Raw genomic sequence first — 12,722 nt, 5'->3', positions numbered from 1 at the left:
GGCTGGGAATACGTTAATCTTCTAGTTCGGCACCCCAGTACAGATAGTCCATCCAGGTCTGGTGCAGTCCCCCTGCAGCAAGCGGTTGGCGCCGGGCTGCGGCGTCCAACTGGTGGGCTGTTGGCTCAAACGGCGGTCTCAACAGACGCATACCAGCCTGCCTTGGCGTCCTGTTGGCCTTTCGCAGGTTATCCGCCTCACAGGACGCCACGATATTTCGCCAAGACGATCCACCGCCCTTGCTCCGGGGAATGACATGATCAAATGTCAGATCATTTGCCGGGAACCGTTTGCCACAGTACTGACACCGGAATTCATCGCGCAAAAACAGATTATACCGGGTAAATCCAACCGTTTTCCTCTTGTGGTAGTTCCGCAGCGCCACCACCGCCGGAACCTCAAATGATTGCGAGGCCGAATGAACAATGATGTCATCATAGCATTTGATTTGCACAACACGGTCTTGGTGAACGGCCACAAACGCGTTTTGCCAATTCCAAACAGACAGTGGCGCCCAGCTCAACGGCTGCATATTCGCATTCAAAACCAAAGTCCGTAATGATCCGACAGCCTGGTTCATAGGATCACCCTATCACCAATGTGGAAGTGATATTCCATTGGCCCATCCGTACCGCCAATCATTTGCGTCGCTCTTCTGGCCATGTTCACTCACATTCCAGCGCCGGAATTACGGGAAGTCTCCGGCATAATATTAACTATATCTCGTGGTTCAAACCTGACAAGCCCCCTATTTCCACAATATCTCGAACACGCCCTACTACATTTCTCGACCACATGATGACACCGCCCTTGCTTTGAAAGCACTGGCCTTTTATTGGCGGGCATGCCCCAATTGATCCGCTTCAACAAACCCTTTGATGTTCTTCCGCAATTCACCGATCGCGGCACCGAAGGCACCCCGCGCCGCACGCTCAGTGACTTCATCGACCTGCCCGGCGTGTATCCCGCCGGTCGGCTTGACCGCGACAGCGAAGGCCTGATGCTGCTAACAGACGACGGCGGCCTGCAAGCGCAGATATCCGATCCCAAACACAAAATGGCCAAGACCTATTGGGTCCAGGTCGAAGGGTCCCCCGATCAGGCCGCATTGGATGCGCTGACAAAAGGAGTTGAGCTGAAAGATGGCCTGACCAAGCCAGCCCAGGCACGCATCATTCAAGAACCCAGCATCCTATGGCCACGCACACCGCCAATACGGGTGCGTAAGAACATTCCAGATACCTGGGTCGAGCTGACCTTGCGCGAAGGCCGCAACCGCCAGGTTCGCCGAATGACTGCCGCCGTGGGCCACCCTACCCTGCGCCTGATCCGCTACCGCATCGGAACCTGGACACTGGATGGCCTGGATCAGGGCACCTGGCAAAATGCAGTCATTCCGCAAACCAAGAAACGACCCCGCCGATAGATGCTGACTCTATATCCTAAACCACGTGGGACAAGTCCTGGCTGCGCCCTTGGAATTTGAGTATTTTTAGCAAAAAGAAGCCAACTATCGCAGAACAATCCCCGGTTTCTTTTTGCAGAAAAATACTCATGGCGCAGCAGTTCCAAATTCGCGACGTTACCTGTTGCAGCTAAGCCTAATCAGCGCGCGCCCACTTCACGTGTAATTTGCTACTCTCTGACAATTTCAGGCGCAATCGCGATTACCGTTGGGCCTGACACCCCCAGCTAACTGGTACAGGGTCCCATCAAGACCGGGACGCGCAGAGACAACGTTTAGCACGCGGGGTTTGATCCCCGTCCACATCCGCTTTGGCGGTACCGCCATCTACAAAATAAATTAAACATGACAATCAGCGACCATCCAGACAAAAAAATACCGCCAAGGATTTCCCTGGCGGCCCATTTTCGTGAGACTGTGTGTAAGAAAAAGTAACCCGCGGGTTACAGCCCCAGCTTGTCGCGCATGAACGCCAAGGCGACACTTAGCCCGTCCTGTGCAATACCGTGCCCGGTGCCCTTTTGAATGTGGGCATAGACATCTTGGAACCCTGCCTCCTGCAACGCTTCTGCGGCCTCAGGCAGTGATTGCGGCGGTACCACATCATCGGCGTCGCCATGCACCAACAGAATGGACATCTTGCTGACCACCTCATCCTTTAGCGTTTCAGGCGACAACAAACGACCCGAGAACGCAACGATACCTGCAACTGCATCCTCGCGGCGTGGCGCCACATGCAGCGCCATCATGGTGCCCTGACTAAAGCCGAACAGAACCACTTGTTCAGGCAAAACATCCTCGTCCACCATTAGCGCGTCGAGGAATGCATTCAGGTCGTCAATCGCTGCCTGCATGCCGCGCTCAGATTCTTCCTCGGACGAACCGTCAATCCAGGGGATCGGAAACCACTGATAGCCCATTGGCGATCCGGCACAGTTTTCCGGCGCATCAGGCGCGACGAACAGTGTATCCGGCAGGTGTTCGCTGAGCGGATCTGCAAGCCCCAACAAGTCGGCCCCATTGGCGCCATAGCCGTGTAAAAACACCACGACTGACCGGGTTGTGCCTGATAGCGGCTCTTTGCGTTCAGCGGATAATACGCGAGTCATCTGATCCCTTCCCTGGATTTTGCTACTCGGTAATAGGAAAACAACAGCCGCGCCGCAACCGACCTCCAAGGGGACCAGTCCTCGGCCATTATGCGCAGCTCTCGCTCTTTCGGTCTGTCGGGCAGCTCAAACAGAATACGAGCCGCTTCCTGCAAGGCCAGATCACCAGGTGCAAACACATCCGCACGCCCCAGTGAAAACATCGCATAGATCTCAGCCGTCCAAGCACCAATGCCCTGAACTTTGACCAATTCCCTGACGACGTCCATGTCAGGCAGATCACGCAAAGTATTGAAATCAATATCCGCTTCGGCCAAAGCTTTGGCGTATCGCATTTTTGGACGGCTTAGCCCCACTGCACGCAAATCCTCTTCGCTGGCCTCTCTTACCTGATGCGCCTCGGACAATTTCGCCGCCGTTATACGCCCCCAAATAGCCTGCGCAGACGCAACGCTGACCTGCTGACTAACAATTGCCGACAGCAATTCTGCAAAGCCATCCGGTTTACGACGTAACGGCAAGGGGCCGGTCAATTGTAACGCCGCCGCAAAGCGAGGCTCTTGTTTCGCCAGCCATTCCGCGCCTTCTGCCACACAGGCATCACTTGAAATAATCCGGCCTACATCCTGATCTGACGTTACGTCACCTCTCCATTTCACAACCACTTGCAGATTAGCCGCAGCTTCCTGCGCTGCAAGCCGCTTGTGCCCCGCAATTTTCGCCGCTACGCATCTCCCATGACAATTAGTATGACCACTCACGATGACTCTGTCGCCAAACGCAACGTTGCCATTCTTGTTATGGCGCAGGCGTTCCTTGGCTCACAAATGCCGATCATCTTCATCATTGGCGGCCTGGCTGGCCAATCACTGGCCTCTAACGCTTGCTTTGCCACCCTACCGATCTCATTGATCGTTCTGGGCTCGATGCTATCGGCCACTCCGATCTCTGCCATCATGCAGAAATGGGGCCGCCGCGTTGGTTTCATGGTTGGCGCCCTGGGTGGTGCCACCGGCGCATTGGTTGGCGCCTATGGTCTATACCTCGGGTCGTTTCCCGTCTTCCTGACCGGCAGCTTCCTGACCGGTATCTATATGAGCTCGCAAGGCTTTTTCCGCTTTGCCGCCGCCGATACCGCCAGTGAAGAGTTCCGCCCCAAAGCGATTTCCTATGTCATGGCAGGTGGTCTTCTGTCGGCCATCATCGGCCCGCAACTGGTCAAGGCGACCAGCGATGCCTTTGTGATTCCCTTTCTGGGCGCCTACATGGCTGTCATTGTGATCAACCTCGTTGGCTCAATGCTGTTTCTGTTCCTCGACATCCCCAAGCCCGCTGCGCCGAGTGCAGACATGCCGCGTGGACGTACCCGTTGGGAGCTGCTTAAAACGCCACGTATCGCCGTCGCTGTGATCTGCGCCATGGTGTCCTATGCCTTGATGAACCTGGTGATGACCTCGACACCGCTAGCTGTGGTTGGCTGTGGCTTTACCCAGAACAACGCCGCTGACGTGGTCACCATGCATGTTCTGGCGATGTACATCCCATCCTTCTTCACCGGCCACCTGATCTCTCGATTTGGTGTTGAGAAAGTTGTCGGAGCTGGTCTGGCGATCTTGGCCGGCGCAGGTGCCGTAGCCTTGAACGGTGTTGAGCTCAGCAACTTTTTCATCGCTCTGATCCTGCTGGGTTTGGGCTGGAACTTTGGCTTTATCGGCTCCACCACCATGCTGGCCGGCGCACACGAACCACATGAACGCGGCCGCATGCAGGGCCTGAATGACCTGCTGGTCTTTGGCGGTGTTACCTTTGCATCGCTGTCATCGGGTGGGTTGATGAACTGTTCGGGCGGCAACCCGGTAGAGGGCTGGAACGCCGTCAACATGGCCATGGCGCCCTTCCTGGTGCTGGCCGGTGGTGCATTGATTTGGCTGATACTGCGCCCGCGCGAAGATGCCTACGTAGGCGACAGAGGGTAAGCCCCCCTCTTCGCCGACGATCGCTTACCAGCGGCCCAATGCAGATCGCCACATCAAGCCTGCACGCCGACGAAACTCGCTTTGGCCTAATGCGCCCATAGCAACGCGTTCGGGCTGGGCGATCGCCTGTTTCAGGATTGCCACAGCCTGCCAGCCAGACAGCAAGGCAACGCCGGCCTCCGAAGAGATCCGCCCCCCACTAACACGTGCATTTACCAGCCGATCCAGCGCTTTACGCGCCAAAGCTCGCACACCATTCGGGGTGCCGTCCAGCAAAGGAACACGCTTATTTTCCTCAAGCTCTGGGATAGCCCGCAGCCAATTTGCAACGCCGACGCCATAGGCGAAATCACGCACCACAGCCTCGTCAGCCTCGCCCAGCGACGCGGCAGCCATCCACATCAGACTACCGGATGTGGCATCAATATAGGCATCAAATTCTGCCTCATCCTCAAACGGATCGCAGTAGATATCCCATCTCCGAGCCTCAGCCATGCCATCAATCGTTGCAGCCAGTTCTGGACGCAACAGCCGCGCCAGTGGCGTTGCCACAAAATGACGGCGTACAGGTTCGCTCTTAGCGATTTGCGCGCCAACATCGCGCCACCACTGAAGCCGCATTTCAGCAATCATGCTCTCTGAACTAGCCCAGGGTGCCCGCGACAGCTCGACGTTAAACGCATAAAGCGCAAACAGCAGTTCGCGCGCAGCAACTGGCGCAGCCATCACTGCCTGAAACCGGTCTACATCAGCTTTCTGTACCAGCTCGGCACAGGCCTGAAGGTCGTCGTCAAACATCCTTCAAAGCCTCAGTCTGATCATCATGGATCAGCTTCCAACGGATCGCATCCAACAGCGCCTCAAACGAGGCATCTATTATGTTCGGGCTCACGCCAACGGTCGACCAGCGACGGCCTTTGCTGTCTTCGCTGTCGATAATAACCCGCGTCACCGCCTCGGTGCCGCCCTGGGTGATCCGCACCTTGAAATCCACCAGATGCATATCTTCCAGAACACTGGAATAGCGCCCAAGATCCTTGATCAACGCCTTGGCCAGCGCATTCACAGGCCCGCGATCACTACCGGTCTCATCCATCGACTCGCTGACTGACAGACGTTTTTCACCGTCAACTTTGACCACAACAACCGCCTCGGACAGGCTGACCATCTTGTTGTACTTGTTCTTGCGCCGCTCAACGGTGACCTTATAGCGCTTCACCTCGAAAAACTCGGGCAGCTGCCCCAAGGCATCCCGCGCCAGCAGCTCGAAACTGCCCTGAGCGGTGTCGTAGGAATATCCCTCATCCTCGCGGATTTTGATCCGCTCCAAAATAAGGCTCAGCGCCGGATCACCCTTTTCAACATTCAGCCCAGCTTCGGTCAACCGTTTGCGCAGGTTGCTTTGACCGGCTTGGTTCGACATCGGAATAATGCGCGCATTGCCGACCAGCTCGGGTTCAATGTGCTCATATGTGCTGGGATCTTTCAGGATCGCACTGGCATGCAACCCTGCCTTATGCGCAAAGGCCGATGCCCCAACATAAGGCGCCTGCCGGGTCGGGATCCGGTTCAGGATATCATCCAGCATCCGGCTCACCTGTGTCAGCCCTTCAAGAGCGTCGAGGCTCACCCCAACCTCAAACTTGCTGGCATAGGGATCTTTCAGCAATAAGGTCGGAATTAGGGTGGTTAGGTTTGCATTTCCGCAACGCTCACCCAGCCCATTCAAGGTACCCTGCAAGTGGCGCACACCTGCATCGACGGCGGCCAGCGAACAGGCCACTGCGTTTTCTGTGTCATTGTGGGTATGGATGCCCAGGTGGTCGCCGGGCAAGCCAGCAGCAATCACCTCAGACACAATGCGCCCCACTTCACTGGGCAATGCCCCACCATTGGTGTCACACAACACAACCCAGCGCGCGCCAGCATCCAACGCCGCACGGCAAGCAGCCAGCGCGTATTCAGGATTATCCTTGTAGCCGTCAAAGAAGTGCTCAGCGTCATACAGCGCCTCACGCCCCTGTGCTACGATATGCGCCACCGAGGCCCGGATGTTCTCTAGGTTTTCCTCTAGCGAAATCCCAAGTGCTGCGGTCACGTGGTAGTCATGCGACTTGCCGACCAAACAGACAGACTTGGTTCCGGCATTCATCACCGCCGCCAGCACGTCATCATTTTCTGCCGAACGACCGGCCCGTTTTGTCATGCCAAAGGCCGTCAAACGTGCCTTGGTTTTTGGGGCTTCTTCAAAGAACGCACTATCGGTTGGATTGGCACCGGGCCAGCCGCCTTCGATGTAGTCCAGTCCCAGACCATCCAAAGCCTTGGCGATCTGAATTTTCTCTGGTGTCGAGAATTGCACGCCCTGGGTTTGCTGCCCATCGCGCAGGGTGGTGTCGTATAGGTACAGGCGTTCTTTGGTCATGCCGCAGCCCCCAAATCGAAATCAGATCCGTGCCCCTGGCACGGACAGCGCCCGACCCTCCCCATGGGAGGGCGCTTTATGCCCCCCCAGGATCGGTCGCTGTCTTGTCTGGCTCTTGTCAGTACACTCACAGCAGCCCCTCCAACTTGGCTGCATCAAACCCAGCCCCCGGAACCAGCTCCACCCCAGCCTTGCTCATCCGAACTTCCAGTCCTGCGGCAACATAGGCGGCCTTCAACCGATCCACCTCAGTGAAATCTTTGGTCGCCATCGCCTGTTCCCGCGCCTCAGCCAACCGTTGTTCAAACGACGACAGATCGACAGTTGCCACGTCAGCCCACTCACCAGCCTCTTCTGTCAACAAGCCCAGCAACTGGGCGGACGCCAACAAACCAGCAGCATCACCTGACGCAGCCAGTTGATGCAGGCCCGCAATTGCACCGGCGGTATTGATGTCATCCGACAGCGCCTCAACAACTGCGGCAGCAGCGTTGGCGGCGGGCTCGATGCCCGTTGTCATCGCCCGCCACTTGCGCAGCGTAGCCTCAGCCTCCTTTGCCTTTTTGTCGGTCCAGTCCATCGGTTTGCGATAGTGTGTCGACAAAAATACAAATCGGATCACTTCTCCCGGAACGCCCTGATCCAGTAAGTCCCTGACAGTAAAGAAATTTCCCAGACTCTTGGACATCTTCTTGCCCTCGACCTGAAGCATCTCGTTGTGTAGCCACACTTTTGCAAAGCTATCGTCACCATTTGCGCAGCAGCTTTGCGCAATTTCATTCTCATGGTGCGGGAACATCAGATCGTTACCACCGCCGTGGATGTCGAATGTATCGCCGAGCAGCTCAAACGACATTGCTGAACATTCAATGTGCCAGCCCGGACGACCACGTCCCCAAGGGCTATCCCAACCCGGCTGTGTATCGTCCGATGGCTTCCACAGAACAAAGTCCATCGGGTTGCGTTTGTACGGCGCGACCTCAACCCGTGCACCGGCGATCATGTCATCGACAGACCGGCCCGACAGCTTGCCATAGCCCTCTTTCCAGCTGTCCACGGCAAACAACACATGGCCTTCGGCGGCATAGGCGTGCCCCTTAGCAATCAGCTGTTCAATCATCGCCACCATCTGAGGGATGTACTGTGTTGCGCGCGGCATGTGGTCAGGCTCAATGGCCCCCAATGCCGCCATATCATCCAAAAACCACTGTGTGGTTTCGGCCGTGATCTCGCCAATTTCGCGCCCGCTTTCGGCGGCGCGTGTGTTGATCTTATCATCCACGTCAGTGAAGTTGCGCACATAGGTGACATGATCGGAACCATAGTTCTGGCGCAGCAGGCGGTTCAGGATATCGAACACCACCACAGGGCGCGCATTGCCCAGGTGGGCGCGGTCATAGACGGTTGGACCACAGACATACATCCGCACGTTATCCGGGTCGATCGGGGTAAAGACCTCTTTGCGGCGGGTCTTGGTGTTGTGCAGTTTGATCACGATGTCAGTAGTCATGACAGCTCCTATAATTGGCACACAAATGTACCGGGCGCGCAGCGCGGGCATAGCAAAGTGTCAGATGGAATGAAACGACAGATACCGGCCCGCTGATGTATTCAGCAGGTAATGCAGCAAATAATAATGATGCATGTCTGTTTCATGGGGAGTGAATAGCACGGTGGTGCGTTGTCGCCAAGTCTGTTCTTGTCAGCCTCGTTTGTCTCGCAGCCCAATGCCCCCTACCCTATGGGTGTCTGCGGAAAAAAGAATGGGGGGCCTAAGCCCCCCAAGTTTCGCTACCCAAGCTCTGTAGTTTACCGCTCGTCTTGTTATTGCCTGCGGCTTGAATACCGTTCTGAGGCAAGCGCACCTGCCCCGTGTTTTTTGACAAGAAGCTGCACATCGCCCCTTCCCGAATTCTTTAATGTCAGGAACAAACTTTGTTCCTAAACCCTAGTGATGAATGCTGACATCAAGCTGACACGCCCCAGTTGCCCGGGGCGTTATTCACTTAACTACAGCCAGAAGTTCCACCACATGTATTGCACTTCATGCACGTACCATTGCGGACCAATGTGTAATTGCCGCATTCATTGCAGGCTTCACCCTCATAGCCTTGCATTTTTGCCTTAGTCCGCGCGGTCATCCCCGAGTTAACAGGCACTGACGCAGAAGCACTTGCCCCTGTTTCCGGTACCAGTGATTGCAAGGAAGACACTGGATCAGAACCGTTATTCAGGTCCGCAGTGTCGCTTTGACCACCCTGGAGAACAACCAGATCCTGAGGCATTCGCTTGCGAAGGTAGCCAGTCGACGAAATCTGCTTGAGAACTTCCAGCGATTTACTGGCAGCCGTTTCACTGATCTCGGAAACGTTGGAAACGCCCTCTTCCTCGCCACGTCCGATGTCATCGAATGTCGCGCCCTCAGGTTTGACATGAGCCAGATCAGTGCGGTCCAGATAGCTGACAGCCAGTTCCCGGAACACATAGTCCAGAATGGATGTCGCATTCTTGATGCTGTCATTGCCCTGAACCATTCCGGCAGGCTCAAACTTGGTAAAGGTAAAGGCATCGACGAACTCTTCGAGCGGCACGCCGTACTGCAGACCAACCGAAACCGCGATGGCAAAGTTGTTCATCATCGCCCGGAAGCCTGCACCCTCTTTGTGCATATCGATGAAAATCTCGCCAAGGGTACCACCCTCATACTCGCCAGTCCGCAAGTAGACTTTGTGTCCACCAACAACGGCTTTTTGGGTATAGCCCTTGCGGCGGTGAGGCATCTTTTCGCGGTGGGATTTGACGATCTCTTTGACGATCACCTTTTCCACGATCTTTTCGGCCAGAACAGCGGCCTTTTCCTGGTTGCTGCCAGTTTCCAGAACCTCGGCTGCCTCGTCATCGTCTTCGACCAATGCCGCGGCCAGTGGCTGGCTAAGCTTGGAGCCGTCCCGGTACAGTGCGTTGGCTTTGATGCCCAGGCTCCAGCTCAATTCATAGGCTTCCTGACAATCCTCGATCGTTGCATCGTTTGGCATGTTGATCGTCTTGGAAATCGCGCCTGAAATGAACGACTGAGCGGCGGCCATCATGGTGATGTGGCTGTCTACCGGCAGGAAACGCTTGCCCTTTTTACCGCAGGCATTAGCGCAGTCGAAGATGCTGTAGTGTTCTTCCTTCAGATGCGGCGCCCCTTCCAGGGTCATCGTGCCACAGACGTGGTCATTGGCGGCTTCGATATCTGCTTTGGTAAAGCCGAGGTGGCGCAGCAGGTCAAAGGTTGGATCGTTCAGCTTGGTGGCAGGGATGCCTAGAACACCGGTGCAGAAATCCTCTCCCAAGGTCCATTGGTTGAACACAAAACGCACGTCAAAGGCGCTTTCCAAGGCCGCATCAATCTTGGTCAGCTCATTTGGACCAAAGCCATGCCCTGTCAGCGAGGTGTGGTTAATCGCCGGTGCATTACCGATGGTTCCGTGGCCCACAGCATAGCCGGTGATCTCTTCGATCTGAGCCGAGGAATAGCCCAGTCCCTCTAGCGCGGCAGGCACGGAACGGTTGATAATCTTGAAGTAACCGCCACCGGCAAGTTTCTTGAACTTAACCAGCGCAAAATCAGGCTCGATCCCGGTGGTATCGCAGTCCATCACCAGACCAATGGTACCCGTCGGAGCAACAACCGTTGTCTGTGCGTTGCGATAGCCGTGCTTTTCGCCCAGTTCCAGTGCCTCGTCCCAGGCGCTTTTGGCCAGATCCGTCAACTGACCGTCGGGGCAATTGTGCAGATCCAGTGGAACAGGTTTGACCGACAGACCCACATAGCCATCAGAGTTGCCATAGGCCGCGTTGCGGTGGTTGCGGATCACCCGCAACATGTTTTCTGAATTGCGCTCGTAGCCTTCGAAAGCGCCCAACTCACCGGCCATCTCTGCCGAAGTCATGTAGGCAACACCAGTCATCAGTGCAGTCAGTGCGCCACACAATGACCGACCTTCGTCACTGTCGTAGCCAAAGCCCATGTTCATCAGCAAACCGCCGATGTTGGCATAGCCCAGACCCAGGGTGCGGAAGTCGTGCGACAATTGGGCAATTTCCTTGGACGGGAACTGCGCCATCATCACCGACACTTCCAGTGTCAGCGTCCACAACCGGCAGGCATGCATGTAGTCGTCAGCCTGGAACACACCATCCTTAAGGAAGGTCAGCAGGTTGATTGAGGCAAGGTTACAAGCTGTGTTGTCGAGGAACATGTACTCAGAACATGGGTTCGATCCGCGGATCTCGCCATCTGCAGGACATGTGTGCCATTCGTTGACTGTGTCGTGGTACTGGATACCCGGATCAGCACAGGCCCATGCGGCATGGCCAACCTTGGACCACAGGTCGCGCGCCCTGACGGTCTTGGCGACTTTACCATCGGTACGGTTGATCAGTTGCCAATCGGCATCCTTTTCAACGGCCGTCAGAAAGGCGTTGGTGACCCGGATCGAGTTGTTCGAGTTTTGACCTGACACCGAGTTATAGGCTTCGGAATCCCAGTCTGTGTCATAGGTGGGAAATTCAATGCTGGTGTGGCCTTGCTTGGCGTAGTCCAGGACCCGTTTGATATAGGTTTCCGGGATCATCACCTTTTTGGCTTCGCGGATCGCGGTTTTTAGCGTTGTGTTGCTAGAGGCGTCATAGGCGTCAGCCTCGGCGCCGTCCCATGACCGGATTGCTTCAAAGATGCTGTTCAGCATCTTTTCGTGCATTTTGGAACCGGCAACGATCGAAGCTACTTTTTGCTCTTCGAGCACCTTCCACTCGATGAACTTTTCAATATCTGGATGGTCAGCGTCAACGATAACCATTTTGGCCGCACGACGTGTAGTTCCGCCAGATTTGATGGCCCCAGCGGCGCGGTCGCCGATTTTGAGGAAGCCCATCAGGCCGGACGACTTACCACCACCGGACAGGGCCTCGCCCTCACCGCGCAGGTGGCTGAAGTTGGTGCCAGTACCGGAACCATACTTAAACAGGCGCGCTTCACGCACCCAAAGATCCATGATGCCGCCTTCGTTGACCAGATCATCCTGCACACCCTGAATAAAGCAGGCATGCGGCTGTGGGTGTTCGTAAGAGCTGTTGGATTTGGTCAGTTTGCCGGTTTTATGGTCGACATAGTGGTGACCCTGCGCTGGGCCGTCGATTCCATAGGCCCAATGCAGGCCAGTATTGAACCACTGAGGACTGTTTGGCGCTGCGCGTTGGCTGGCCAGCATGAACCGCATCTCGTCATAATATGACTGTGCGTCCGCCTCGGAGGAGAAGTAGCCGCCTTTCCAGCCCCAATAGGCCCAGGCGCCGGCCAAACGGTCGAATACCTGCTTGGATGAGGTTTCGCCGCCGAACTCAACATCGTCCCCATCAGGAACTGAGCGCCATAGAAACTCTGGTACGTTCTTTTCACGGACTTTCTTTAGTCGTGACGGCACGCCGGCCTTGCGGAAGTATTTTTGGGCGATGACATCGCTGGCCACTTGGCTCCAGCTTGAGGGCACCTGAACGTTATCAAGGCGAAATACGATGGTTCCATCCGGATTCCGAATTTCCGACGTCGCAGAGATGAAATCCAGATCTGCATAGGCATCCTGCCCGGCCGTGGTGAATTTACGTTCAATCTTCATACTGCTGCATAGCCTTTTGTTTTTTGGTGCGTTGCCCCCGCACAGTCCATCATAGAAACGTACACAACGATCGTGGAAACACGC

At 55.8% G+C, this 12,722-nt stretch carries 9 protein-coding genes; 2 read left to right on the top strand and 7 right to left on the bottom strand.

The genetic code is table 11. The features are described from left to right. Positions 1 to 13: 13 nt before the first annotated feature. Entirely contained in the window at positions 14 to 580 is a 567-nt protein-coding gene (locus DL239_RS07485; RefSeq protein WP_167683388.1) for an HNH endonuclease, read from the bottom strand. Positions 581 to 844: 264 nt separating this feature from the next. Here DL239_RS07485 and DL239_RS07480 point away from each other — a divergent pair, with 264 nt between their 5' ends. Continuing rightward, positions 845 to 1,426 carry a pseudouridine synthase gene (locus DL239_RS07480; RefSeq protein WP_167683387.1) on the top strand — a complete coding sequence of 194 codons (582 nt, stop codon included), beginning with the start codon at positions 845 to 847 and terminating at the stop codon, positions 1,424 to 1,426. Between the two features lie 482 nt (positions 1,427 to 1,908). On the opposite strand, the gene DL239_RS07475 is transcribed toward DL239_RS07480, so the two are convergent. Together DL239_RS07475 and DL239_RS07470 are read right to left on the bottom strand one after the other, a co-directional pair. Continuing rightward, positions 1,909 to 2,574, bottom strand: a complete 666-nt coding sequence (locus DL239_RS07475) for an alpha/beta hydrolase (protein ID WP_167683386.1) — start codon at positions 2,572 to 2,574, stop codon at positions 1,909 to 1,911. After that, entirely contained in the window at positions 2,571 to 3,233 is a 663-nt protein-coding gene (locus DL239_RS07470) for a DNA-3-methyladenine glycosylase family protein (protein WP_167683385.1), read from the bottom strand. The genes DL239_RS07475 and DL239_RS07470 overlap by 4 nt, the downstream gene beginning before the upstream one ends. Positions 3,234 to 3,311: 78 nt before the next feature. Between DL239_RS07470 and DL239_RS07465 the strand changes: the two genes are divergently transcribed. After that, a complete protein-coding gene (locus tag DL239_RS07465; protein WP_167683384.1) occupies positions 3,312 to 4,550 on the top strand; it encodes an MFS transporter in 1,239 nt (412 codons plus the stop codon). Between the two features lie 24 nt (positions 4,551 to 4,574). Here the strand turns inward: DL239_RS07465 and DL239_RS07460 are convergent, their stop codons facing one another. The 4 genes from DL239_RS07460 to DL239_RS07445 form a co-directional block, all read right to left on the bottom strand. Beyond that, positions 4,575 to 5,348, bottom strand: coding sequence for a squalene/phytoene synthase family protein (locus tag DL239_RS07460; RefSeq protein ID WP_167683383.1), 774 nt, complete (start codon positions 5,346 to 5,348; stop codon positions 4,575 to 4,577). Beyond that, positions 5,341 to 6,975, bottom strand: coding sequence for a citramalate synthase (gene cimA, locus DL239_RS07455; protein WP_167683382.1), 1,635 nt, complete (start codon positions 6,973 to 6,975; stop codon positions 5,341 to 5,343). The genes DL239_RS07460 and cimA overlap by 8 nt, the downstream gene beginning before the upstream one ends. 127 nt (positions 6,976 to 7,102) lie before the next feature. After that, positions 7,103 to 8,485 carry a cysteine--tRNA ligase gene (gene cysS, locus DL239_RS07450; RefSeq protein WP_167683381.1) on the bottom strand — a complete coding sequence of 461 codons (1,383 nt, stop codon included), beginning with the start codon at positions 8,483 to 8,485 and terminating at the stop codon, positions 7,103 to 7,105. Between the two features lie 496 nt (positions 8,486 to 8,981). Then, on the bottom strand, positions 8,982 to 12,638 hold the full coding sequence (locus tag DL239_RS07445) for a vitamin B12-dependent ribonucleotide reductase (RefSeq protein WP_167683380.1): 3,657 nt from the start codon (positions 12,636 to 12,638) through the stop codon (positions 8,982 to 8,984). Positions 12,639 to 12,722: the final 84 nt, after the last annotated feature.

Origin of the sequence: Parasedimentitalea denitrificans (genome assembly GCF_011813015.1) — a bacterium.
Lineage (GTDB): Bacteria > Pseudomonadota > Alphaproteobacteria > Rhodobacterales > Rhodobacteraceae > Parasedimentitalea > Parasedimentitalea denitrificans.
The sequence above is the reverse complement of the archived record's forward strand: the minus strand, read 5'-3'. Positions and strand labels throughout refer to the sequence as shown.

Excerpts from the sequence above, each read along its gene's own strand:
- DL239_RS07485 (WP_167683388.1), bottom strand. The coding sequence starts at position 580 with ATGAACCAGGCTGTCGGATCATTACGGACTTTGGTTTTGAATGCGAAT.
- DL239_RS07480 (WP_167683387.1), top strand. The coding sequence starts at position 845 with ATGCCCCAATTGATCCGCTTCAACAAACCCTTTGATGTTCTTCCGCAA.
- DL239_RS07475 (WP_167683386.1), bottom strand. The coding sequence starts at position 2,574 with ATGACTCGCGTATTATCCGCTGAACGCAAAGAGCCGCTATCAGGCACA.
- DL239_RS07465 (WP_167683384.1), top strand. The coding sequence starts at position 3,312 with ATGACAATTAGTATGACCACTCACGATGACTCTGTCGCCAAACGCAAC.
- DL239_RS07460 (WP_167683383.1), bottom strand. The coding sequence starts at position 5,348 with ATGTTTGACGACGACCTTCAGGCCTGTGCCGAGCTGGTACAGAAAGCT.
- cimA (WP_167683382.1), bottom strand. The coding sequence starts at position 6,975 with ATGACCAAAGAACGCCTGTACCTATACGACACCACCCTGCGCGATGGG.
- cysS (WP_167683381.1), bottom strand. The coding sequence starts at position 8,485 with ATGACTACTGACATCGTGATCAAACTGCACAACACCAAGACCCGCCGC.
- DL239_RS07445 (WP_167683380.1), bottom strand. The coding sequence starts at position 12,638 with ATGAAGATTGAACGTAAATTCACCACGGCCGGGCAGGATGCCTATGCA.